Here is a 24,191-nt window from a genome sequence, read left to right as displayed (position 1 = left end):
TGAGCCAACCGGACATCAGCCGCGGGCGCTGAACGGTCACGCCACAGAACTGCCATCGAAATGTTTTAGGCCGCTCCCCATATGGCTATGGAGAGCACGAGAGGAATATGGCCGCCATGATGAGATTCCTGAAAGGACTCCTGATCACGTTCGGGATTCTGTTCATCGCGCTGGTGGTCGGCGGGATCGTCGGCCTGCGCTTCCTCTCCGAGCAATGGGAGGAGGAGCCGCTTCCCGACCGTTTCGTGCTGTCGCTCTCCCTGAAGCCGGGCCTCGACGAAACCAGCGAGCCCTTTCCTTTCGCCGCCTATATCGGCGGGCCTTCGCCGTCTCTGCTCGACGTCATCAACCTGCTCCGGACGGCCGGCGAGGACGAACGGGTGCAGGGCCTTTTCCTTGATCTTTCGGCGGCCAGCGTCGGTCCGGCGGAAGCGCAGGAATTGCGCGCGGCGCTGTCGCGCTTCCGGGCGAGCGGCCGCTTCGTCCATGCCTATGCCGACAGCCTCGAAGGCAATGGCGGCATAGCGCTCTACCATCTCGCCACCGGCGCCGAGACGATCAGCCTGCAGCCCTCCGGCCTGCTCGACATTCGCGGCATCGAGCTGACCACGCCCTATCTGGGCGAGGCGCTCGAGAGTCTGAAGATCAACGCCGATTTCCGTGCCCGGCACGAATACAAAGGCGCGATGACACCGCTGACGGACGACGCGATGCCCGCACCGGTGCGGGAGAATTACCGGCGTCTGGTGGACTCGCTCTATGCCGGGATCGCGGCGGACATCGCGACCGCACGCCGGCTCTCCCCCTCCTCCGTCAACGCCCTGATCGACACCGCGCCGCTCACCGCCGCCGAGGCAAAGAGCAACGGCCTGATCGACGAGACGCGCTACCGCGATGAAGCGGCGGATGCCGCGCGGGCGAAAGTGCAGGGAGCCGAACTCGTCGGCGCGGCACGCTACCTGCGCGACGATCTGGATTTCATCAACGGCGAGGACACCGCCCGCATCGCCGTCATCGCCGTCGAGGGACCGATCGTGCGCGGCCGGGCGGAGCCGTTCTCCCGCAGCCGCCAGGCCGCCGCCGAGAACATCGCGGACGCGATCGAGCAGGCGCGCGAGGACAAGAGGGTCAAGGCGATCATTCTCAGGGTCAACAGCCCGGGCGGGAGCTACACCGCCTCCGACACCATCCTGCACGCCCTCTCGAAAGCCCGGGCAGACGGCCTTCCGGTGGTGGTATCCATGAGCGACGTCGCCGCGTCCGGCGGATATTTCGTCGCCCTCGATGCGGATCACGTCGTTGCCCATCCGACGACCATCACCGGCTCGATCGGCGTGGTTTCCGGCAAGGTCGATTTTTCCGGCTTCCTCGCAGAGCACGGCATCCGGGCGGACAGCGTCAGCGCCGGCCGGAATGCGGGCATGTTCAGCCCTGCACGGCCGTTCAGCTATAACGAAGGCAGACGGCTCGACGAGGTGCTCGACGCCATCTATGCCGACTTCACCGGCAAGGTCGCGGCCGCCCGGCGTCTCGGGCCGGCGGAGATTGACGCCGCCGCGCGCGGCCGGGTCTGGAGCGGCGAGGACGCGAAACGCATCGGCCTCGTCGATGTGCTCGGCGGCTATGCCGAGGCGGAGGGGCTCTCCCGTGACGCCGCCGGGATCGCGCCGGGGAAACCGACCGAACTCGTCGCCTATCCGACCGATCGGGACAGCCTCAAGGATTTTCTCGGCGCGCTTGAGGCGGGCGAGCTGAGCGAAGCCGCCATGCGCCTTGAAGCTCTCTTAACGATTTTGCGCTACAGTGACGTTCTGGTGACCATGCTGGGCGGTACCGGCGGCGACCGCATCAACGCCACCGCGCCGCCGCTCACGGTCCGCTGAGGAGAAAATCAATGCCGCGTCTCCTGACGATCCTGGTTCTGAGCCTGCTCGTTGCGGGTGGACATGCTTCAATCGCCTTCGCCCAGAGTGCCGGCGACAAGGCGAACGCCAAGGCCGAGGCCGAACGCCAGCAGCAGGAGAAGGCCCAGCGCAAGAAGGACAAGGAATTCAACCGCGACATCAGCTACCGGCATGTCATCGGCCCCGACGTGCTTCCGCTCGGCCCCTTCACCGTCTCGCTCTATGTCGGCGGTCAGTTGACCGAGCATCGGGTTAGGGTAGCGCTCCAAGCGGTGGACGTGACGAAAAAAGCCGAGTTGGAAAACGCGAAGACCCAGCTCAACGGTATCGTCTATCCGCTCTGTCTTCGGCTGTTCGAGAAGGGGCGCCCTTCCGCTTCCGACATTCTGCTCTTCAAGGCCGATGTCGAGAAGCATGTGTCCAACCGCTTCAAGGACAGCCTGAAGGGCGTCTTCATCGAGTCGGTTCTCTGAGGTCCGGCAGCGCCCGCTAGAGCGCCTTCGCCTGGTCCCGCAGCACGAATTTCTGGATCTTGCCGGTCGAGGTCTTCGGTAGTTCGCCGAACACCACCGTCTTCGGCGCCTTGTAATGCGCCATGCGCTCGCGGCAAAAGGCGATCAGTTCGGCCTCGGTGACCTTTGCGCCGTTCTTCAGGGTCACGAAGGCGCAGGGCGTTTCGCCCCATTTCTCGTCCGGCCGCGCCACCACCGCCGCATCCATCACCGCCGGGTGGCGGTAGAGCACGCCCTCGACCTCGATGGTGGAAATATTCTCGCCGCCCGAGATGATAATGTCCTTCGAACGGTCCTTCAGCTCGATGTAACCGTCCTCGTGGCAGACCCCGAGATCGCCTGTATGGAACCAGCCGCCGCGGAAGGACTCCTCGGTCGCCTTCGGGTTCTTCAGATAGCCCTTCATCACGATATTGCCGCGCATGAAGACCTCACCCATGGTCTCGCCGTCCATCGGGACCGGTTCCAGGGTCTCCGCATCGGCCACCATCAGGCCTTCCTGGACCGGATAGCGCACGCCCTGGCGTGACTTGAGGCGCGCCTGCTCGTCGATCGGCAGGCCGTTCCATTCCTCGTGCCATTCGCAGACCACGGCGGGCCCGTAGACCTCGGTCAGGCCGTAGACATGGGTCACCTTGATGCCCATCGCTTCCATGCCCTCGATCACCGAGGCGGGCGGCGCCGAGGCCGCCGTCATCATCTGCACCTGATGGTCCCAGCTCCGCTTCTGGTCGTCCGGCGCGTTCAGCAGCATCGACATGACGATCGGCGCGCCGCAGAGATGCGTGACGCCGTGATCGGCGATGGCGTCATTGATGTCCTTCGCCACCACGCGGCGGAGACAGACATGGGTCCCGGCGAGCATGGTGATGGTCCAGGGGAAGCACCAGCCGTTGCAGTGGAACATCGGCAGGGTCCAGAGATAGACCGGGTGATGCGCCATGCCCCAGACCAACGCATTGCCGAGCGCGTTCAGGTAGGCACCGCGATGGTGATAGACGACGCCCTTCGGATTGCCCGTGGTTCCGGACGTGTAGTTGAGCGCGATCGCGTCCCACTCGTCCTTCGGCGGAATCGCGATAAACTCCGGATCGCCGGTCGCCAGGAAATCCTCGTATTCCATCTCGCCGAGCCGCTCTCCGTCAGGAGCGGCCGGGTCGGCGATGTCGATCACCAGGATCTTGCGCTTCACCTCCTTCAGCGCCTCGCGGATGACCGGCGCGAATTCGGTATCGGTCACGAGGACATCCGCCTCGCCATGCTCGAGAATGAAACCGATGGTCGGGGCGTCGAGGCGGATATTCATGGCGTTCAGCACGCCGCCGGTCATCGGCACCGCGAGGCTGGCCTCGAAGGCGGCGGTGATGTTCGGCGCCATGACGGCGACTGTATTTCCCTTACCGATCCCGCGTTTCGAGAGGGCGGACGCGAAACGGTGGCAGCGTTCCCGAGTCTCCGCCCAGGTGAAGCGGCGCGCGCCGTCGATCACCGAGGGACGCGTCGGAAACACGGCGGCGGTCCGGGCCAGGAAGGAGATCGGCGACATGGGCACGTAGTTCGCCGCGTTCCGGTCCAGATTTTCCTCGAACGGATTTCCGCTCATTCCCTGTTTCCTCTCGATTTATTTTGCCGGCTCCGCGGCCACGTTTCGAGGAGGCTAGCGCCCCTGCGGCACGGCTGCAATCCGTGCGCGCGTGGAAGTGAGCGATTGCGGAGCGACGGCCGGGACGGCATGCTTGGTCTCTCTCCTTACAAGGACGAAGCCGGGTCGACACCCCATCGGCCTTCAGTCCATTGCGCACCTGAACCGGATACCCGCCATGACCGCCAAGCGCCCCGCCGCCGTTCCGACCCAGCTTCTCGACGACGAGAAGGTCCGCATCACCCGCTGGGATTTTGCCCCTGGCGCCGAGACCGGGCATCATGTCCACGGGATGGATTATGTCGTCGTGCCGATGACCGACCTCACCCTGCTGCTGGAGGAGCCGGCTGGTACGCGCACGGTCAAGACACCGGCCGGTGCCGCCTACCGCCGCGATGCCGGGGTCGAGCACAATGTAATCAACGGCGGCGAGACGCCGATGTCCTTCATCGAGATCGAATACAAGTAAGACCATGCCCGAGAACCGGAACTACGATCATTTCCTGACGCCCGACGAGGAAGAAGCGCTTATCGCCTTCCGCCGCGAGCTGCATCGCCATCCGGAGCTGTCCGGCGAGGAGGAGAAGACCGCCGCGCGTGTGGTCGAGTTCGTCGGCAGACGCGGCCCCGACAAGGTGTTGACCGGACTCGGCGGACACGGCGTCGCCGCGATCTTCGAGGGTGCCGAACCGGGCCCGACATTGCTGGTGCGCTCCGAGCTCGACGCCCTGCCGATCCAGGAACTGTCCGGCCTCGACTACAGCTCCGAAACCCCTGGCAAGGCCCATCTCTGCGGCCATGACGGGCACACCACGACGGTCGCCGCGCTCGCTTACGGGCTGGAGCGGCAGCGCCCGGCGAAGGGCCGCGTCGTGCTGATGTTCCAGCCGGCGGAGGAGACCGGCGCCGGCTCGGCCGCGGTGATCGCCGATCCGCGCTACGGCGATATCCGCCCGGACATGGCGATCTCCCTGCACAACATGCCCGGCATCCCGACCGGCCATGCGACGATCGCTCCCGGCATCGTCTGCTGCGCCTCGCGCGGCATGGAGGTGCGCCTGACGGGCAAGACCGCCCATGCCTCCCAGCCAGAGACCGGCACCTCGCCGATGACCGCGCTCTCCGCCCTGATGCCGGCCCTGACCGCGCTCGGCGCCGGCGACGTCAAGGATGAGCATTTCTCCATGGTAACGGTGACCCATGTCTCGATGGGCGAGCCCGCCTACGGCGTCGCCCCCGGCGCGGGCCGGCTGATGGCGACGCTGCGTACCAAGTCCGACGGAGAGATGGCGGCGCTGGTCGCCGCCGCCGAGGGACTGGTGGAGAAAGCCGCCAATGAGGCCGGGCTGACGTTCGAGATCTCCTATGACGACGTCTTCGATGCCTCGGTGAACCATCCGGATGCGGTGCGTCTACTGGAAGAGGCACTGAACGCGCGCGGCGTCAGCCACGACGCGGGCGATTTGCCGTTCCGCGGTTCGGAGGATTTCGGCCGCTTCGGACAGGGCGCGAAAGGCGCGATGGTCTTCCTTGGCGCCGGCGAGAACTGCCCCCACCTGCACAATCCGGACTATGTCTTCCCGGACGAGATGATCGCCGCCGGCTCCGGCATCTTCATGCATGCGATCCGGAGATATCTCGGTTGAGGCCTCACGGCCAGAGGATGAAATCCGCCTTTGAAAATACAACCTGGTCACGCGTATCCTGAGACGCTGGAACAAGCGCTATAAAGGGTGACCCGAGTGGAGGCCACGGCCGGAACAAGGGGTGAAAAGTTCCTCTTCAACCTGCGCGAACTCGGCGGCGCGCTGGGAGACCTCGGCACGCTCCTGCCTTTAATGCTCGGCGCGATCGCCCTTGTCGGTCTGGCGCCGGCCCCGGTCATGATCGGCTTCGCCGTATTCTACATCTCGACGGCACTCTATTACCGCCTGCCGATCCCCGTTCAGCCGATGAAGGCCGTCGCGGCGGTGCTGCTCACATCCGGCATCATGCCCGCTGGCCTTGCCGTGAGCGGTGTCATGATTGGCGCCGTTCTCCTGGTTCTGGGGACGACAGGATGGATCACGCGGATCGCCCGGGTGGTTCCCCAGTCGGTGCTGGCCGGACTGCAAGCCGGCCTCGGCCTGACGCTCGCACTGGTGAGCCTGGACATGATGGCCACCTCACCGCCAATCGCGCTGGCAACGCTTGGCCTGCTCGTCGGATTTCTCTTCGCCCCGCGCTTTCCCTCCGCCCTGATAGGGCTTGCCGCCGCGATCGCACTGGCGCAGTTGCTGGACGTTCCCGGGATGCCGTTCGGAACGGTTGAAGCGGTCGCCTTCCCGATCCCGCCATTGCCGACATTCGCGGAACTGGAGCGCGCAATATCGCTGTATGTGTTGCCGCAACTGGCCCTGACCTTCACCAATGCCATTCTGCTGACCGCGCTTGTCGCGGGCGATTATTTCGGTGAGCGTGCATCCCATGTCACCCCGGCCCGACTGTCGGTGACGAGCGGTCTTGCCAACCTCGCCCTGACACCGTTTGGTGCACTGCCCATGTGTCACGGCGCAGGCGGACTCGCGGCGCATTATCGTTTCGGTGCCCGCAGCGGCACTGCACCGCTGGTGCTTGGCGCTGCACTCCTCCTCTTCGCGCTGCTACCGGACGGACTGGGCGTGGCGGCACTTGCCGCCATTCCCGCCGCCGGGCTCGGCGCGCTCCTGCTGATGGCCTCGGGGGAGCTCGCGTTCTCCAAACGCCTGTTCGACAGCAAGCCGTCCTGCTGGCCTGTGATTGCCGTGACCGCCGGCGTCACCGTCTGGGCGGACCCTTTCTGGGCTCTGCTGGCGGGCTCCGTCGCGGAATTGATACGCATGGCGATCGTGCGCCTGCTCATGCACCGGAAGGCGAAGATCTGACGCGAGCGAGCAGAGCGGCGAAGCGTCAGACGCCGTAAACTTTCCCCGCCTGTTCCGTCACCCAGGCCATCATCTCGCGCCACGGGCCGGGGCCGTAGCTGATGCGGGCGACGCCGAGCGCGGCGAGTTCGTTCGGCTCGGGCACGCCCGGCATGATCAGGATGTTGAGCGGCAGGGAGATTTCCCCGGCGACGCGCTCGATCAGCTCCGGCGTCTTCAGCCCCGGCATGAAGATCCCGCTGGCACCGGCTTCGTTATAGGCCCGGGCGCGGGCGAGCGCTTCGCCGATCAGAGCCGGATGGTTGGCGGGCTCCCGGTCCTTCAGGAAAAGGTCCGTGCGGGCATTGATGAAGAACGGCAAGCCGGCATCCTCGGCGGCATCCCGCGCAGCACGGATCCGCGCCGCCTGCTCGGCGACCGGGTAGAGCCCCGATCCGCCGACTTTCTGGTCCTCGAAATTCACCCCGACGGCACCGGCGGCGATCATCCGCGCGATGTTCTTGCCCACACCGGTGGGACCGGTCGCGTAGGCACCCTCGAAATCGACGCTGACCGGCAGATCGACGGTTGCCGCGATCCGCTTCACGATCGTCTCCAGGAGATCGAGCGGCAGCGCCTCCCCGTCGCCATAGCCCTGCGCGCCGGCGACCGACCAGCTTCCGGTTGCCAGCGCCTTCGCGCCTGCATCGGCGACCGCTTTGGCGCTGCCCGCGTCCCAGATATTGAAAAGAACGACCGGATCGCCCTTACGGTGCAGATCCGCGAAGGCCCTGGCCTTGTCCGCTCGCGACATGCGTTTCTCCCCCAACTTGTCTTGCATAACTTTCTTCCAGATCGATCAGCTTGCGCTTGCGCCAGAGCCCGCCGCCATAGCCGGTGAGAGACCCGTCCGCGCCGATCACCCTGTGGCAGGGGATTGCGATGGCGATCTGGTTCGCCCCGTTGGCGCGGGCAACGGCGCGGGTGGCACTCGGACGGCCGATAGCCTTTGCGAGATCGCCGTAGCTCCTTGTCTCGCCTGCCGGGATACGACGCAGCTCCAGCCAGACCTCGCGGGTGAAGACCGAACCGTGATAGGCGAGCGGCGTCTCGAACCGCGCGCTCTTGCCAGCGAAATAGGCTTCGAGTTCCGCCGCGATCTGTTCGGTCGGCGGCAGCCGTCCGATGCCGATCCCGCCCGGTGCCGCTGCGCGCAGCTTCTTCAGCTCGCGCGGCAGGGCCTTGCGGTCGACGAATTCGAGCAGATGCAGGTGGGTCCGGTCGCCGACCGCGACCAGCGCGCCGATCGGGCTGTCGATCCAGTCCGCCTTCAACAGCTCGCCGCCGGTGAAGCTTTGCGGCGACTGGCCGAGCAGGCGGGCGAAAGCGGCGCGGAAGCCGCTCGGCGAGTCGAAACCGGCATCGAGCTGCGCGTCGATCACCCTGCCGCCGCCGGAGAGCGTGACGAACCCGTCGCGCAGCCGGCTGAGCCGCGCCATTTCGAGGAAGGTCATGCCAAACTGGCGCTTGAAGCCGCGCCGCACGGTCGAGGGATCGAGCCCTAGGGCGATAATGTCGCCTTCGGTCCAGCGCCGCTCAGGCTCCGCCTCGAAAGCCGCCATCAGTTTCGTCACCGCCGGATCGCCCTCGGCCGCCTTCGCCAGCGGACGGCACCGCTTGCACGGCCGGAAACCGGCCTCGATGCATTCGCCGACCGTGGCGAAGAAGCGGCAGTTCTCCGATTTCGGGTTCCGCGCCGGGCAGGAGAGCCGGCAGAAGATCCCGGTCGAGGTTACGGCGACATAGGCCCGCCCCTCGAAGGCCGGGTCGCGGCGTTCGAGGGCGGCGTAGAGAGTGTCATGGTCGTATGTGTCGTACAGCATGACCAACGCCTAACAGATCGCCCGGAGCCGGTACGCCGATTTTCGGGCGTGTATATCCGTAATCGTCATCCCGGACCTGATCCGGGACCTTGTCGAACACGGAGCGCGCTCTTCGGAAGGTCCCGGCTCGGGGGCCGGGATGACGAAGTAAACTAAATCTCGATATGCCCCGAGAGATACCGAGCGGCCTTGCCGGCCATCTCGACGCGGTCGCCCTTGAGGCTGCATTTGAGCTCGCCACCCCGGGCCGAGATCTGGCGGCCGAGCAGCTGCTTCTTGCCGAGCCGCTCCGCCCAGTAGGGGATCAGCAGGCAATGGTTCGAACCGGTCACCGGATCCTCGTCGATGCCGGCATTAGGGGCGAAATAGCGGGACACGAAATCGACGTTCCAGCCCGGCGCCGTCGCCATGACGGAGACCGTCGGCAGCTTCTTCAGCAGGCCCATGTCGGGACTGAGCGCCCGCACCTGGTCCTCGTTCTCATAGACCGCCATGAGCCGGTCCCGTTCCTTTTCCTGCGGTGCGTGGAGAAGGGCGACGGGCTCGGCGCCGAGCGCTTCGTAGAGCCCCTTCGGTACCTCGCGCGGGGCCGGCGGATAGCTCGGGAAGTTCATGACGTAATACTCGCCGTCGCGCCGCACCTTCAGGATCCCGCTGCGGGTCCGGAAGCTGATCTCGTCCCGGTCCGGCATCAGGTCGCCGAAGATCAACGCGGCGCTGGCGAGCGTCGCGTGACCGCAGAGATCGACCTCGTGAACCGGCGTGAACCATCGGAGATGGAAATCGGCATCCCCGGTCTCGTCGGGAACGAAGAACGCGGTTTCCGCCAGATTGTTCTCTGCCGCGATCGACTGCATGGTGAGGTCGCTCAGCCAAGTATAGAGCGGACAGATGGCCGCCGGATTGCCGGCGAAAACCTTGTCCGTGAAAGCGTCGATCTGATAAATCGGAACCCGCATTGTCCTTCTTCCTCTTGGTGACGATTGCTAATCCACCAGCGAGATATTGATCCGCCGGTTCTGCTTGCCCTTGTTCTCGATCTTGCCGACCTGGATCCGCCCGATCTCGGCCGTGGAGCGCACATGCGTTCCGCCGCAGGGCTGGTAGTCGACATCGCCGATCTTCACCATCCGAACCTTGCCGCTGCCCATCGGCGGCTTCACCGACATGGTGCGCACGAGATCCGGATTGGCCTCGAGTTCGGCATCGGTGATCCAGGAGAGCGAGACCGGGTGATCGCCCGCGATCACCGCGTTCAGCGCTTCGGTCAGCGCCTCCTTCTCCGGCCGTTCGCCCGGGATGTCGAAATCGAGCCGTCCCTTGCCCGCGCCGATCTGGCCGCCGGTCACGCCGCCGTCGACGACGGAGCAGAGCAGATGCAGGGCCGTGTGGGTGCGCATGTGCAGGTAACGGCGGTCCCAATCGAGGGTGACCTCGACCTCGTCCCCGGCAGCGGGCAGCGCCGCGCCCTCTTCCAGGACATGCAGGATCCCACCCTCGCCCTTCACCGTGTCGGCGATCGCGACGTCGCCCGCGGCACTCTTCATCGTGCCGCTGTCGCCGGGCTGGCCGCCGCCGGTCGGGTAGAAGACGGTGCGGTCGAGCACCACGCCCTCGGGCCCGGCGGACAGCACCTTGGCTTTACAGGATTTGAGGTAGGAATCTTCGCGGAAGAGTTCTTCGGTCACTGTGCGGCCTCCTTGAGCTTGTCGGCTTCCATCAGGACCTCTTGATAGACCTCCCGGTCGACATTGCCACCCGTCAAGATGACACCGATCTTTTTCCCTTTGTTCGCGGCCGCCTCTTTCAGGCAACCCGCCAGCGGCACGGCGCCCGCACCCTCGGCAATATTGTGGGTGTCGGTGTAATAGTGCCGCATGGCCGCGCGGATCTCCGCCTCGGAGACCGTGACGATGCGCTCCGCACCCTTGCAGATCAGCTCTACAGCCGCCGGCACCGGGACCCGGCAGGCGACGCCGTCGGCGAAGGTGTTGGCGCTGTTGGTCGAGACCGGCTTCTTCTGGTCGAAGGAAAGCGCATAGGCGGGCGCGTTCTCGGACACGACGCCGATGACCTCGGTCTTCAGGCCGAGCGCATCGCGCGCCGAGATCACGCCGGAGATGCCGGAGCCCAGCCCGATCGGAACATAGACCCGCTCCAGGTCCGGACAGGCGGTGAGCAATTCGAGCCCGTAGCTCGCGACCCCGCGGATCAGGTCCTCGTGGTAGCTCGGCAGCAGGTGCAGGCCTTCGCTCTCCGAAAGCGCGACGGCGTGCTCGAAGGCGTCCTGGAAGTCCGACCCGTGTTCGATCAACTCGGCCCCGAGCGCGCGCATCGCGGCATTCTTCTCCACCGAGTTGCCGTGCGGCACCACGACCACCGGACGCAGCCCCGCGCGGGAGGCGGCGAAGGCGACGCTCTGGCCGTGATTGCCGCGGGTCGCCGTGATCACACCCGGGCAATCGGGCATTCGGCGCTTCAGGCCGTCGATATAGACCAGCCCGCCGCGCACCTTGAAAGCGCCGAGTGGCGTGTGATTCTCGTGCTTGACCCGGATCTCGGCACCGGCGCGGGCGGAGAGCAGCGGCCAGTGATGCTGCGGCGTCGGCGGCACGACGCTGTGAACCAGGTCTGCGGCCTCTTCGAGCTGCTGGCGCGTAAAGGAGATTGCCACGGGTCTTTCCTTTCGATGTCGCGTTTGGGTTCGGCATCATGGCAAAGCGCCCGAGCCCGATCCATCCATGACACGATCACATTGTCATCATCCAGAGGGATACAAATCGATACAATTGAACGATTGAACCCCTTCATTAACCGCGTAATATCGATTCAATTCTTATTCAACCGGAACATTGTCACAGAGACAAAGATGCATCGCCCCGCGCTTGAATGGCTTCCCGACCTCTCGGGGAGCGCCGGACCGAAGTATCTCGCCATCGCCCGCGCCATGGCGGAGGACATCGCGACCGGCCGGCTCGCGCCGGGCACGCAACTGCCGACCCACCGCGAACTCGCCTACCAGCTCGGCGTCACCGTCGGCACGGTCTCGCGCGCCTATGCGGAAGCCACGCGGCGCGGCCTGATCGACGGCGAGGTCGGGCGCGGTACCTTCGTGCGCCGCCGGATCGGCCGCGACATGGGCGAGATCCCCATCGGCGCAAACCGCGGCGGGATCGATTTCGGCCTCAACTACCCCCCGCTCGGCGCCTCGGAACGCGAGGCCTTTGCCGCCGCCATGCACGAGATCGCGGACGGGCGCGACCTGATGAACCTGCTCGCCTATGCGCCACACGGCGGCGCGCCGCGCCACCGGAGGGCGGCGGCGGACTGGATGGTCAGCCTCGGGGTGAAGACCGATGCCGACCGGGCGATTGTCACCACGGGCGGCCAGAACGGCATGCTCGCCGCCTTCTCCGCGCTGGTGCAGGCGGGAGATACAATCCTGGTCGAGAAGCTGACTTATCCCGGCATTGTCCCCCTCGCCGAGATGCTCGGCCTCAAGGTGCAGCCGGTCGAACTCGACGGCGAAGGGCTCAGCCCCGATGCGCTGGAGGAGGCCTGCCGCAGCTTCGCGCCGCGCGCGCTCTATTTCATGCCGACGCTGCAGAACCCGACCAACACGATCATGAGCGCGAAACGCCGCGAACAGGTCGCGGAGATCGCCGCGCGCTACAACCTGATCCTGGTCGAGGACGACATCTACCGCTTCCTCGTCGAGGACGCGCCGGAACCGCTCTCAAATCTCCTCCCAGACCAGTCGATCTTCATCACCTCCGCGGCGAAGCAGCTCGCGCCCGGCCTCCGCATCGGCGGCGTCAGCGCGCCGCGCGCCATGGTCCCCCGCCTCGAGCGGGCGATGCGCGCCTCCACCTGGATGGCGGCGCCGGCGATGGCGGAGATCTTCGCCCTCTGGGTCGATCGCGGCATTGCGCTGAGGCTCGCCCGGGAAAAGGCGGAGGAAATGCGCAAGCGCCAGCAGGCGGCGGCCGAGATCCTCCAGGGCTTCGAGTTTGCCCAGCACCCGACCAGCATGCATCTCTGGCTCATGGTCCCCGCACCCTGGACCGACCGGGACGCGGTCGCGGTGCTGGGCGAGCAGGGCGTTTCCGTCTCCTCCGGCCAGGTCTTCGCCACCGCCCCCGGCGCCGGCCGCAACAGGCTCCGTCTCTCCCTCGGCAATCCGAAGGACCTGAAGACAGTGCGCCACGGCCTCACCCTCGTCGCCGACACCCTTGCCGGCGCGCCGCATCAGGCCGCCTCCATCGTCTGAGCCTTTCCTGCCTCTTCCCCAACCCGCGTATCCCGAACCGCATACCAAGGAAATCACGAGAATGAAGGTCGAACCCGTCACCCTCACCGGCAAGCATGTCCGCCTGGAGCCCCTGAGCGAGTCTCATATTCCCGCTCTCCAGAAGGCCGCCGAAGATCCGGCGATCTGGAAATGGACCTGGCCGGGCACCGACCCGAAGGCGGTCGAGGCCTATATCCACCTCGCGCTGGAGAACCAGGAAAAGGGCATGGACTGCCCCTTCGCGACGGTGGACGTGGCGAGCGGCGAGGTCGCCGGCTCGACGCGCTACATGACGATCGACACCAAGAACAAGCGGGTGGAGATCGGCAGCACCTGGATCAACCCGCGCTTCCAGCGCACGCCGATCAATACCGAAGCGAAATACATGATGCTTCGCCATGCCTTCGAGACGCTCGGCTGCATCCGGGTCGAGTTCAAGACCCATCACCGCAACGAGCAGTCCCAGAACGCCCTGAAGCGCATCGGCGCGATCTACGAGGGCACGCTCCGCCAGCACATGATCCACACCGACGGCACGCTTCGCGACTCGGTCTATTTCTCCATTCTCGACAAGGAATGGGCCGGCGTGAAGGAGATGCTGGAAGCGAAGCTGGCGGCGCGCTAGGCGCCGCCGGGAACCAGCTCCGGCCCGGTGGATATCCGGGCCGGAGAAGTCGGGATCAGCCGAGCCAGGCGTCGGAGAAGGCGATGGTGACGTCGGCCTTCGCGGCGAGATCCTCGGGCGTGAAGTCGAGCGGCAGCGCGCCGCCCTGCACGTAGTCGATGTCGTTGTTGCCGTCGAGCAGGAAGAGCTGGCCCTCGCCCGGGCCGAGATCGGCATTGTGGTTGTTGCCGGCCTTGATCGAGACCGCCAGCAGGTCGGCGCTGCCGAAGCGCTCGCTCAGGAACTCGCCGTAATTGACCGAGTCGAGATCGCTCACGCCGCTCCAGCCATCAACCTTGACCTTGAGCAGGTCGCCGTCTTCCTCGCGCAGGTAGAACACCACGTTAGAGATATCCTGAGCGATGCCCTTCTTGTTCGTGAAGACGCCGAAATGGTCACCTTCGGGGATCGCACTGCCGATGCCGTCGATCGAGATATGCACCGTCGCGTCGGCATAGCCGCCGTTACCGTCGGAAATCGTGTAGGTGAAGGAATCCGTCGCGCTCTGGCCGCTCTTCAACCCGTCGAAGGTGTGGTTCGGATCGTAGATGTAGGTGCCGTCCGCCGAGAGCGTGACCTTCGCGCCCGAGTCAAGCGTGATGGTGCTGCCGACGCCCGCGTCGTCGCCTTCCACGGCCGAGACGAAGAAAGTGTCCAGCCGGTCGATGTCGCTGTCGTTCAGGAGCACGTTGCCCTGCAGCGCCGTCGCCTCGTCCGTGCTGCCGAAATCGTCGCGCGCGGTCGGATCGTCGTTCTCGCCGGTCACGGTGACGGTCACCTCGGCGATATCGGAGCCGCCGTTGCCGTCATTTACGCCGTAGCCGAGCTTGTACTCGACGCTCTCGCCGGCGGAGAGATAGTCGGCACCGGAGGCATCGACGGCGAGGGTCCCGTCCGCCTGGACTGTCGCCGTGATCCCGTCGCCGAGCACGATCTGCTGGCCGACACTGCCTGCCTCGCCGTTCACCGAGGTGACGGTCAGACCGTCCGCGATGCCGTTGCCGTCTGCGTCACCCGCGTCGAGGTCAATATCGTTGGCGAACAGATTGCTGGTGGAGACCTCATCTTCCGCGAGAGCGACGGCGTCGTTGATCGCGTTCACCGCATAGGGCGCATCACCATAAAGCTTGTCGGAGTCGCCGCGTGCGCCCCCTTCCTCGCCGACGGAGGTCTGCCGGACGGTGAAATTCTCGAGCGAGATATCGTCCAGGGTCAGGCCCCGCCAGTAAGAGGAGAGGGTGAAGCTCGTCGTCTGGATATCGTCGGTCGCAGCCCCGGAGGTGCCGATCTCGATGCCGACCTCATAGGCGCCGTGCGGAACGCCCGAAGAGGTCGCACCGCCGCCGAGATTGCTGACGCTGCCGCTCTGGTTGAATTCGGTGACGTCGCCGCCGTTCACCGCAAGCGTGCCGAGAAGGCCGTTATCGGCGACATCGAAGAACAGCGCACGGATGTCGCCGATCATCCCGTCGGCGTCGTTCTCGTTGCTGATCGTGAAGTTGAGGCTGCCGACGGCGGTCTCGGTGATCGTGACCATCGCGGGCGCCATGCCGTCGGAACCGGTCTGGGTATCGAGGGTGAAAGTCAGACTGCGCATTTCTTGCTCCAGCAAAGCGACGACGGTCCGGTTTCCCACTCTCACGGCCGCGAGGAGCATTCTGATAACTATTTGTTAGAATTTTATATATATTTTGTTTGAATAGTGTTTGGAAGTAACCGTGAATGTACATCCCTCATATCGCAATCGCGGAAGACGACCCGTCTACGGCCGACCTCATCGCCCTGGCGATCGGCCAGATTGGCAGCTTCAGGCTGTCCCGGGCAACAACAGCCGGTGACCTGTTCAGGCTCCTGACGCGCGGTCCCCTGGACCTGATCCTGCTCGACCTCGACTTGCCGGACGAGCACGGCATCGCCGTCGCCCGCCAGCTCAGGGCGCGGACCGACGTCCCGATCATCGTCGTGACGGCATCCAACGGCATGGAGATGCGCCACGGCGCGCTCGAGGTCGGGGTCGATGATTTCATCACCAAGCCGTTTGACGTCAAGGAACTGCAGCTCCGTGTCCGCAACATGCTCCGGCGCACGGCACGGCCGGGGAATGACGGCACGGCACGGAGCACCAGGCCGGAGATCGCCTTCGGAAATTTCGTGCTGCGTCCGGGCGGGCGCTATCTCGCCGACAGCGCGGGCGAACAGGTTCCGCTCACCAAGAACGAGTACCTGATCCTCTCCGCGCTGGCCAATGCCAATGGCCGCACGGTCTCTCGCGACAGCCTGCTCGACGCGATCGCGGACGGGGACGACGCGCCGGGCACGCGCGCCGTCGATATCTATATCCGCAATCTCCGCGAGAAGCTTGGCGACGACGCAAGGACGCCGAGCCTGATCATCACCGTCCGGGGGATGGGCTACCGACTGCGGCGGTGAGGCCGTGGCTCACCCCTCCACGAACCCCGCCGTCGCGACCAGCGCCAGCAGTCCCGCACTCTGGCCGCGGAGGCTGAGCTCCGGCTCGACATCGATCCATTCCTCGAGCGAATGCGCGCGGCCGCCGGCACCGCCGTGGGAGAACTTCACCGCGGGCACGCCGAGCGACATCGGGATGTTGGCGTCGGTCGAGGAGGCGGAGAATTCGGGCTCGAAACCGTAGGCCTTGATCGCCGCGATACTCGCCTCGACGATGGTTGTATTGTGCGGCGTCTTGCCCGCCGGGCGGTTGCCGATCTGGGTCAGCTCCACCGTGATCACACCGTTGCTCGTATCGCCGCGCGCGTTCTCGCCCTTCACAGCCTCCTCGATCAGCGCCTTCACCTCGGCATCGACCCGGTCCAGCACTTCCGCGGACTCGGAGCGCAAGTCGATCTCGGTCCAGACCTCTTCCGGGATGGCGTTGACGGAGGTGCCGCCGGAGAAGGTGCTGGCGCAATAGGAGCTGCGCGGATCGCCCGGCACCTCGATTTTCGACATGCCGACGAGGAACGTGCCGAGCGCATAGGCCGGGTTCACCGTGCCGAAGGCGCCGAGACTGTGCCCGCCCGGCCCCTTGAAGGCGACCTTGTAGCGGTAGGAGCCGACGCCTGCGGTCACCAGGTCCTGGGTCTCGATGCCGTCGAAGGTGAAGAAGGAGGCGATGCGCTCGCGATAGGGGTTCTCGGTGAAGAGATAGCGGATGCCGCGGAGGTCGCCCTTGCCCTCCTCGCCGACGTCGCCGACGAAGAGGATGTCCTGCTCGGTCTCGATCCCCGCCGCGTCCAGCGCGCGGACGAAGGCGAGCAGGGTGGCAAGGCCGCGCGTGTCGTCGCCGACGCCGGGGGCGAAGAGCTTGGTGCCCTCGCGCCGAACCTTCACGTCGGTGCCTTCGGGGAAGACCGTGTCGAGATGGGAGGCGGCGACCACGATCGGCCCGTTGCCGCGCCCGCGCCGCAGTCCGGTCACGTTGCCGATCCCGTCGCGCTGCACGTCTTCCAGGCCGAGCGCGCGGAACATCTCCTCATAGGCCGCGGCCCGCTTCTCCTCCTTGAAAGGCGGGGCCGGGATCTCGGTCAGGGTGATGAGTTCCTCGACGAAACGGTCATGCCCGGCGCGGAGCGCGGCTTCGGCTTTCTCGAAACGGGGATGGGACCGGATGAGGCCGGTGTCGTTGGTCATGGGCGTGGTCTCGGACAGATGGACAGACGGATTGGAACGGACAGCCTAGCCGAAAGACGGGACGGCGCGCATCATCTTTGCCCGATCCTGAAGTTCCAGGCGATTAGGGCGTTGAGGATCGCCGCGCCGACGAAGGAATAGAGGATCTGCTCCGGCTCCAGCACGAAACAGGCGCCAAGGAAAATCGCCGCGTCGAAACACATCTGGAACCATCCGGCCTTGAAGCCGGTCTTCTCCTCCACCACCAGCGCCAGCACGCCGAGCCCGCCCGCCGACGCATTGTGGCGGAACAGCGCGATCAGGCCGACGCCGGCACAGGCACCCGCAAGCGCGGCACCGAAAAGCGGATGCACGCGCTCGATCACGATGAACTCCGAGAGCACCGGCGTTCCGAGGGAAATGCAGGCGACCACGAAGAGGGTGCGCAGGGTGAAGGCGATGCCGCGCCGCATCAGGGAGAGCGCGAGAAACGGCAGGCTGACGACGAAGAAGACCGTACCGAAGCCGAAGGGCAGCAGATACGAGAGCAGGATCGAGAGCCCCGCCGTCTGCCCCGTCACGAGGCCGGCCTGCTCCAGGAAAATGACGCTCAGCGACATCATGAAGGCGCCGAACAGGATGCCCTGCGCATCGTAGAAGGAGATCGGTGATTTCATCGGGTTCCGGAAGGGGTCGGCGGTGTGGCGAGGGGTTCGTCGGGAACCGCGCGACTGGTTAGCCGAACCACCGCCGGATGGCCAGCGGATAGCGGTTCCGGGGCAGGACCGGACTTCTACCCGCGCGTCGCCATCCGCCGCACAAGATTGGCTGCGACAAGATCGCGCTGGAAATTGCCGTCGCGCGACTTATCTTCCGCGCTCCCTGACCGAACCCGCACGCGCGAAAGAACCGGAAAACGCAATGAATATCGACCTTCTGCTGACGAACTGGCCGCTCCTCGCCGGGATGATTCTCGCCGGGGCGGCGGGCGGCCTGCTCTCCGGGCTGCTCGGGGTCGGCGGCGGCATCATCGTCGTGCCGGTGCTCTTCTCGGTCTTTTCCTTCCTCGACGTCTCGCCCGAGATCATCATGCATCTGACGGTCGGCACCTCCTTCGCGGCGATGATCCCGACCTCGGTCTTCTCCTCCTACGGACATTACAGGAAGGGCGCGATCGATTTCGGGGTGCTGAAACTCTGGGCGCCCGCCGCCTTCCTCGGCTGCATCCTCGGCGTGCTCATCGCCGGACGCTCGAAGAGCGAGGTTCTGATCTATATCTTTGTTACCGGCGCGCTCGTGGTGGCGGCCTACATGTTCTTCTCCGGATCGCGGCCCGTCGAGAAGAACCGGATGCCGGGACGGCTCGGCGCGGGAGGTCTCGCAGGGCTGATCGGCACCGTCTCCGCCCTGATGGGGATCGGCGGCGGCACCTTCTTCGTGCCCCTCTTCACGGCGCTCGGCACGAAGGTGCACCGGGCTGTCGGCACCTCGGCGGCGCTCGGCATCGTGGTGTCGATCCCGGGCTTCATCGGCTATGTCGTTGCAGGCTGGCAGATCGAGGCCCTGCCGCAGCTGAGCTTCGGTTTCGTCAATGTCCTCGGCGCGGCGATCCTGATGCCGGTTTCCGCGATCTGCGCGCCTCTCGGCGCCGCCATCGCCCACCGGCTCAGCCCGCGCCTCCTGAAGATCTGCTTCGCCCTCTTCCTGCTGGCGACCGCCGCACGGATGCTCGCCACCACGCTCTAGCGCAAGCGACGGCCCGCACGATCCCGGATGCGCCGAGCGGCACAAGCAGATATGCTTGGCGCCGTAACGAACGAGCGCGGGAGCGGAACATGCGCATCTCCATCTGGATTCTGGTGCTCACTCTGGGGCTCGGCGCCTGCGCCGGCCTGCCGGACGGCGATCCGGCCTCCCGCACCGCCGCGCATTTCGAGGCGATACGCTCCGACCGCACCCTCACCCGCGCCTTCCTGCAGGCGATGCCGAAGGGCGCGGACCTGCACACCCATCTCTCCGGCGCGGTCTATGCCGAGGCCTATATCGACTGGGCCGCCGATCCGGATCTCGATCTCTGCTTCGATCCGGCCGCGCGCTCCATCGTCGCCTGCGCCGCCCATGTACCGCCGGTGGCGAAGCCGGATTGCCGCGAGGCCGTGCAGGTACGGATGAGCGACGCCGCCAGGAGCGATGCCTGCCGGGCCGCCATCACCGACAATCTCTCGATGCGCAATTTCCAGCCGAACCCGCTCTCGGGCGAGCGCTCCGGCCATGACCAGTTCTTCGCCACCTTCGCTCGCTTCGGCGCGATCTCCGGCGACCGCAAGGCGGAAAGCCTCGCCTGGCTCGCCCGCAACGCGGCGCTGCAGAATATCGTCTATGTCGAACCGATGATGACGCTCGGCTGGGTCGATCCGGCAGCACTCGGCGTGAAACAGAAGCTAAGGGGCGGCAGCGATGCCGAACTCGCCGCCTTCGAAAAGGCGCTGCTCGACAACGGCTTCGGGAAGCTGGTCGATGCCGGCGCGACGGTGCTGAACGATGCCATGGCGGGCGCCCGCGCCGAGATGGGCTGCGACGGCAGCGCGCCGGAGCCCGGCTGCGCCGTCACCCTCCGCCAGCTCGGCCAGAGCATCCGCACCCAGCCGCCGGAAAACGCCTTCGCCCAGATCATGCTGCACTACATGATCGCCGACCGGGAAAAGCTCAGCGTCGGGGTCAATTTCGTCGCGCCGGAGGACTATCACGTCGCGCTCCGGGACTATTCCCTGCACATGAAGATCTTCGGCTACTTCAAGCGGAAGTACGACCGCGTCGGCCTCTCGCTCCATGCGGGCGAGCTCTGGCTCGGCGTCACCGAGCTCGGGGACATGACCTTCCATATCCGCGAAGCGGTGGAGATCGCGCATGTCGACCGCATCGGCCACGGCGTCGCCATCGGTTTCGAACAGGGCAGCGAGGATTTGATCCGGCGCATGGCGAAGGACGGCATCGCGGTCGAGATCAACCTCTCCAGCAACGAGCAGATCCTCGGCGTCGCGGGCCGGGACCATCCCTTCCCGACCTATCTCCGCGCCGGCGTCCCGGTGATGCTCTCGACCGACGACGAGGGCGTCGAGCGGATCGATCTCTCGAGCCAGTACCAGCTTGCGAGCGAACGCTACGGCCTCGGCTACGAGGAACTGAAGATGCTCTCGCGGCAGAGCCTGGAGCAGAGCTTCCTCACCGGCGCCTCGCTCTGGTACGACTTCCGCGTCTTCCAGCCGATCGGCGCCTGCGCGCACGGCTTCGAGACGCCGGACTGCAAGGCGTTCGTTGCCCGCAGCGACAAGGCGCGGGCACAGGTGGAGCTGGAGAAGCGCTTCGCGGCGTTCGAGGGGCGGTGGTAAGGAAAATTTAGAAGAAAAGAAACGCCTCATGGATGATCTTTAAAATGAACAGGCAAAGTTTTAATGCCTACGACAGCTCAAGTTGTATGAATCCTCATTTGGTATCCGAGAGCAGAGGAAACAGCTTTTAACTTAGAGGCGATCACAATAGCGTCCAAAAACCCTTTTCGGCATTTACGGATTTTTTCGGCAGCTTGTTTTGCACTTTTGGGAGGATGACTGGCTGTATTTCTAAATTCTTTTATAAAATCACGAGCCCCACCCAAAGCTGCGCGATGATTATTGAATGCATTGGCTGCATAAAGATCGTCAATTTGGGATCCTAGGGGCTTTGACAAAGTCCCGTTTGAAACCACATTTTTTTTGTGAGCCTGCTTTGCAAGCTCCGAAATCATAGCTTCTATAATTTGTCCGGCATCCTGTAAGCCCTGCCCTTCATTAGTATGATATACATCATGTGCCGAGCGAAATGCCACTTTGAGCTGCTTACTCAAACTACGTATTTCACGTTCAAGGACATCAGGAGAAATATGCTGCGCCAGAGGCACGCAATTATGTTGAATCACTACATTACCGTCGTCGTCAACGGTTATGATACCAAACCCATGAGACCTTAATAAATTAACCTTCTTATGTTTAGGATCACCTTGGTAGGACTCTAAAGAGCACGCTTGATATACAGAAACCGGCATCTCGTAGTGACTAATTTCGTATGCTGCTCCTTTTAAGCTCTCCGGATAAAGATTATCCTCAACTTCAACTGCAATAATTTTATATTTTCCCGCCTTTAAATAATAAGACGGCCTCCACATAATTGCCTCAGAAAGACCTTGCTCAACTTTTACACCATTACCACCATACCTCGCTTTACAATGATTAAGCGAGCACATAGCGACCATTTTGAGTCTATCACTTAATGTTTCAAACGGCATTATTTTCCTCAAGAATTTTATCAATAATATTCTTGAGCTTATTCAGTCGTAAAATTAGATCATCACCAATTCCCCGGACTTCATCGCTTTCAAGTGCCGCATCGAGATATTCATATATTGAATCCACACTGAGATTAATCTTGCGCTCATCATAGCGCATCTCAAATTGCTCGACCCAAACATCATGAATACTAACCTTCAAATTCATGTTAAAAATATCATCGATAGCACTTTTCGCCTTACTTTCCTTAACTCCAACATTATCAATAGATGTAGCAATTTTCGAAAGCTTTCTAAAATCTGCAATGTTGTTTATAACGCCATCCCGAAATTTCTGTATCAATGCATCCCTTGCTACATTGAGATTCTCGACTGCGCTCGGAACACGTTTCTGCACAGTTTTTAACGCGCGCTCCATCTCAATGAAAAAATCTTCAGAAATTCTTTGTAAATGCTTCGGGAGAGATAATTCTTCTTCAAGTTGCTTTCGATAAGACTCGGGAAGATCAAACAACAATCGACAACGTCTAATCTGCCCCCTTGTCAGTCCCGTTATTTCACTGAGCTCTTGTTCATTTGGGATACGGCCTTCGTTTTCATCAGAAAATAGGCTAATTACAGATGGAAGCTTATTTGCAATCGTCAGGTAATCCCACTGCTCCCTAAGAGCATGGATATTGAACATAAGAAGTAGATTGTTCAGTTCAGTAGGCTTCGGCTGCACCAAAGCCGGAACACGCTTCATATTTAACTTCAGTGAACACCGCCATCGTCTCTCTCCATCAATAAGAACGTATTCGTCACCTTCCTCGTAGACGGTAATGGGAACCTGAATGCCGTAGCGCCGTATTGACGCCATCAGCGTGTCCATCTCCTCTGGCCGGAAGAATAATCGCGGGTTCTCAGGATTTCGCCGGATCAGATCTGGCGACAAATCTTTCAATTTACCATGCGGCTGTTTTTCGATTGTCATGCTCGACCCAAGAAAATCTGTTCTGTTACAGCCGCCTTAGCGGATCCTTTCGAAGCCCCAAACGTAGAGTGATCATGAGAAATTGCATAACATCTCTCGACTACGCGAAAATGTTTCTTCATAATTTTGAGTGGATCGCATCCAACCTCATACATCAAGCCATTAGTAGGATAGCTGAGAACAATATCGGCGCCAGTCATTGAAATTTTTTTTACGAGCCTCTCGAAACTCTCGGCAACTCTAGACCGAAGAGAATATGGTGTTCGAAATCTATCTGTTCGATATAAGCCAGCGCCAACAATATCTGGATAATCATACATTACTAGGGTCTCTAATATATGATAGTATCTTGAGTATTGGTCATCCGTATAAGGTGGATCCGCATAAATTACAGATGGACGGATATCCGAACACAACAAGTCGTCCATGAGATCAGAACAGTCCATATTGAATGTTCTATTTTCTGCGCGCCACTCCACAGTCCCAACCGGCGCCATCTCTTCTAATGAGCTTAACCACTCGAACCACAAATCACGCCTACGCTGACGCAGGAATGTTTTAAAAGAACCAACTTTTGGTTTTAGATATTGAGCAAAATGTCCAGTCGAGTTGGCTGTGCGCAACATTGCGCGCCCTAGAGCGATGGTGAGCCATCTTCTATGGTCACTTCTAATATCGTTACGTAGGTAGGCCCTCCTAATTGCCGATAATATTGAGTCTATCTGAATAACTTGCTGCAATCCGAAATAAGTGTCCGCATACCGCGATGTAAAAAGAAAAAACTCTTCCTTAGAAAATGTTTCTTTTTCCTCAGAAAGCTTGCTTTTAAATTTTTGATATAACAACTCGAATTTTTCGAACGAACCGCACTCCAACAAATTATTTTCTAAATCTATCGATAAAACATATTCCATCTCGAGAGAATTTTTGTGATCTTGATAGTCATCAAAAAGAATATCTGAAACAACATTTCTACAAAGAGGAAAATCGCAATCAGTAAACACAGCCGTAGCTACTTCGAACGCAAATTTCTGAACATCATTCGCCCATACCTGACGAAATGGCTGTAACGCTTCTCCCACTGAACACATCCCAGCAAAAACGTCGAGGACAGTTCCTTCTTGTGCATTGCTAATCACGTCAGCTACAGCCGGGGCGAATTCGCGCTTGGTGCCCATATAACTAATATTTACGCTCATATTTCACTCTGAGTTCGTGCAAGCTCCACAAAGCTCGCAACCATAACACGCACGATATGCAATCAGTTCGCAGACGCAAGCCACTATTGCGACTTAAAGCGATAAAGTTACGATTTCCAAGTGGGGAAATAATCAGCATTCCCCATTTTTCGATCGCGATGGCGCCATTTTCTCCAACGTCCAACCCGTGATTTTCTCGACGCCGTCAGCCGGTCATGCATCACACTAAAGAAAAAAGATCACGGCCCCGCATATGCTCACGACTATAGTTTCTTCCAGAAATCTTTATC

Annotated in this window: 22 protein-coding genes; 10 read left to right on the top strand and 12 right to left on the bottom strand. The window is 62.5% G+C overall.

All coding sequences use genetic code 11. The features are described from left to right. The first annotated feature begins 116 nt into the window (after positions 1 to 116). Together sppA and JJ959_RS02070 are read left to right on the top strand one after the other, a co-directional pair. Positions 117 to 1,883, top strand: a complete 1,767-nt coding sequence (sppA, locus tag JJ959_RS02075) for a signal peptide peptidase SppA (RefSeq protein ID WP_292879606.1) — start codon at positions 117 to 119, stop codon at positions 1,881 to 1,883. Between the two features lie 11 nt (positions 1,884 to 1,894). Beyond that, entirely contained in the window at positions 1,895 to 2,377 is a 483-nt protein-coding gene (locus JJ959_RS02070) for a hypothetical protein (protein WP_292879605.1), read from the top strand. Positions 2,378 to 2,393: 16 nt separating this feature from the next. On the opposite strand, the gene JJ959_RS02065 is transcribed toward JJ959_RS02070, so the two are convergent. Continuing rightward, positions 2,394 to 4,019 (bottom strand): acyl-CoA synthetase, encoded by a 1,626-nt coding sequence (locus tag JJ959_RS02065; RefSeq protein WP_292879604.1) that lies wholly within the window; start codon positions 4,017 to 4,019, stop codon positions 2,394 to 2,396. Positions 4,020 to 4,236: 217 nt separating this feature from the next. Between JJ959_RS02065 and JJ959_RS02060 the strand changes: the two genes are divergently transcribed. From JJ959_RS02060 to JJ959_RS02050, 3 genes are all read left to right on the top strand, one after another. Next, entirely contained in the window at positions 4,237 to 4,527 is a 291-nt protein-coding gene (locus JJ959_RS02060; RefSeq protein ID WP_292879603.1) for a cupin domain-containing protein, read from the top strand. Between the two features lie 4 nt (positions 4,528 to 4,531). Beyond that, positions 4,532 to 5,704, top strand: a complete 1,173-nt coding sequence (locus tag JJ959_RS02055; RefSeq protein ID WP_292879602.1) for an amidohydrolase — start codon at positions 4,532 to 4,534, stop codon at positions 5,702 to 5,704. An 87-nt stretch (positions 5,705 to 5,791) separates the two neighbouring features. After that, a complete protein-coding gene (locus tag JJ959_RS02050) occupies positions 5,792 to 6,961 on the top strand; it encodes a putative sulfate/molybdate transporter (RefSeq protein WP_292879601.1) in 1,170 nt (389 codons plus the stop codon). A gap of 25 nt (positions 6,962 to 6,986) precedes the next feature. Here the strand turns inward: JJ959_RS02050 and JJ959_RS02045 are convergent, their stop codons facing one another. The 5 genes from JJ959_RS02045 to JJ959_RS02025 all read right to left on the bottom strand — a co-directional run bounded on the left by JJ959_RS02045 (position 6,987) and on the right by JJ959_RS02025 (position 11,497). Then, entirely contained in the window at positions 6,987 to 7,754 is a 768-nt protein-coding gene (locus tag JJ959_RS02045) for an isocitrate lyase/phosphoenolpyruvate mutase family protein (protein WP_292879600.1), read from the bottom strand. Continuing rightward, complete coding sequence (locus JJ959_RS02040; protein WP_292879599.1) at positions 7,708 to 8,823, bottom strand: bifunctional transcriptional activator/DNA repair enzyme AdaA; 1,116 nt, start codon at positions 8,821 to 8,823, stop codon at positions 7,708 to 7,710. The genes JJ959_RS02045 and JJ959_RS02040 overlap by 47 nt, the downstream gene beginning before the upstream one ends. Positions 8,824 to 8,975: 152 nt before the next feature. Continuing rightward, complete coding sequence (locus tag JJ959_RS02035; protein WP_292879598.1) at positions 8,976 to 9,782, bottom strand: PhzF family phenazine biosynthesis protein; 807 nt, start codon at positions 9,780 to 9,782, stop codon at positions 8,976 to 8,978. 27 nt (positions 9,783 to 9,809) lie between these two features. Next, positions 9,810 to 10,511, bottom strand: coding sequence for an alanyl-tRNA editing protein (locus tag JJ959_RS02030; RefSeq protein WP_292879597.1), 702 nt, complete (start codon positions 10,509 to 10,511; stop codon positions 9,810 to 9,812). Continuing rightward, the gene (locus tag JJ959_RS02025) at positions 10,508 to 11,497 is read right to left on the bottom strand and encodes a threonine dehydratase (protein WP_292879596.1); all 990 of its coding nucleotides are present in this window, start codon (positions 11,495 to 11,497) and stop codon (positions 10,508 to 10,510) included. Before JJ959_RS02025 ends, JJ959_RS02030 begins: the two co-directional genes overlap by 4 nt. Positions 11,498 to 11,692: 195 nt before the next feature. Here JJ959_RS02025 and JJ959_RS02020 point away from each other — a divergent pair, with 195 nt between their 5' ends. Continuing rightward, positions 11,693 to 13,093: a PLP-dependent aminotransferase family protein gene (locus JJ959_RS02020; RefSeq protein ID WP_292879595.1), complete on the top strand. Its 1,401-nt coding sequence runs from the start codon at positions 11,693 to 11,695 to the stop codon at positions 13,091 to 13,093. Positions 13,094 to 13,154: 61 nt separating this feature from the next. Continuing rightward, positions 13,155 to 13,739, top strand: a complete 585-nt coding sequence (locus JJ959_RS02015; RefSeq protein ID WP_292879594.1) for a GNAT family protein — start codon at positions 13,155 to 13,157, stop codon at positions 13,737 to 13,739. Between the two features lie 55 nt (positions 13,740 to 13,794). Here JJ959_RS02015 and JJ959_RS02010 read toward each other — a convergent pair whose 3' ends face one another. Then, on the bottom strand, positions 13,795 to 15,375 hold the full coding sequence (locus tag JJ959_RS02010) for an Ig-like domain-containing protein (protein WP_292879593.1): 1,581 nt from the start codon (positions 15,373 to 15,375) through the stop codon (positions 13,795 to 13,797). Between the two features lie 125 nt (positions 15,376 to 15,500). Between JJ959_RS02010 and JJ959_RS02005 the strand changes: the two genes are divergently transcribed. Further along, complete coding sequence (locus JJ959_RS02005; RefSeq protein WP_292879592.1) at positions 15,501 to 16,208, top strand: response regulator transcription factor; 708 nt, start codon at positions 15,501 to 15,503, stop codon at positions 16,206 to 16,208. 9 nt (positions 16,209 to 16,217) lie between these two features. On the opposite strand, the gene JJ959_RS02000 is transcribed toward JJ959_RS02005, so the two are convergent. Further along, entirely contained in the window at positions 16,218 to 17,429 is a 1,212-nt protein-coding gene (locus JJ959_RS02000; RefSeq protein WP_292879591.1) for a M20/M25/M40 family metallo-hydrolase, read from the bottom strand. A gap of 71 nt (positions 17,430 to 17,500) precedes the next feature. Continuing rightward, positions 17,501 to 18,085, bottom strand: coding sequence for a YitT family protein (locus JJ959_RS01995; RefSeq protein WP_292879590.1), 585 nt, complete (start codon positions 18,083 to 18,085; stop codon positions 17,501 to 17,503). Positions 18,086 to 18,329: 244 nt separating this feature from the next. Here JJ959_RS01995 and JJ959_RS01990 point away from each other — a divergent pair, with 244 nt between their 5' ends. Both JJ959_RS01990 and JJ959_RS01985 read left to right on the top strand, forming a co-directional pair. Beyond that, the gene (locus JJ959_RS01990) at positions 18,330 to 19,154 is read left to right on the top strand and encodes a sulfite exporter TauE/SafE family protein (RefSeq protein ID WP_292879589.1); all 825 of its coding nucleotides are present in this window, start codon (positions 18,330 to 18,332) and stop codon (positions 19,152 to 19,154) included. An 89-nt stretch (positions 19,155 to 19,243) separates the two neighbouring features. Beyond that, complete coding sequence (locus JJ959_RS01985; protein ID WP_292879588.1) at positions 19,244 to 20,797, top strand: adenosine deaminase; 1,554 nt, start codon at positions 19,244 to 19,246, stop codon at positions 20,795 to 20,797. A 77-nt stretch (positions 20,798 to 20,874) separates the two neighbouring features. On the opposite strand, the gene JJ959_RS01980 is transcribed toward JJ959_RS01985, so the two are convergent. The 3 genes from JJ959_RS01980 to JJ959_RS01970 are packed head-to-tail and all read right to left on the bottom strand — an operon-like array spanning position 20,875 to position 23,901. After that, positions 20,875 to 21,729 carry a hypothetical protein gene (locus JJ959_RS01980; RefSeq protein WP_292879587.1) on the bottom strand — a complete coding sequence of 285 codons (855 nt, stop codon included), beginning with the start codon at positions 21,727 to 21,729 and terminating at the stop codon, positions 20,875 to 20,877. Continuing rightward, the gene (locus JJ959_RS01975; RefSeq protein ID WP_292879586.1) at positions 21,719 to 22,702 is read right to left on the bottom strand and encodes a ParB/RepB/Spo0J family partition protein; all 984 of its coding nucleotides are present in this window, start codon (positions 22,700 to 22,702) and stop codon (positions 21,719 to 21,721) included. Before JJ959_RS01975 ends, JJ959_RS01980 begins: the two co-directional genes overlap by 11 nt. After that, positions 22,699 to 23,901 (bottom strand): DNA adenine methylase, encoded by a 1,203-nt coding sequence (locus JJ959_RS01970; protein ID WP_292879585.1) that lies wholly within the window; start codon positions 23,899 to 23,901, stop codon positions 22,699 to 22,701. Before JJ959_RS01970 ends, JJ959_RS01975 begins: the two co-directional genes overlap by 4 nt. Positions 23,902 to 24,191: the final 290 nt, after the last annotated feature.

The organism is Nisaea sp. (genome assembly GCF_017640745.1).
Classification (GTDB): Bacteria; Pseudomonadota; Alphaproteobacteria; order Thalassobaculales; family Thalassobaculaceae; genus Nisaea.
The sequence above is the reverse complement of the archived record's forward strand: the minus strand, read 5'-3'. Positions and strand labels throughout refer to the sequence as shown.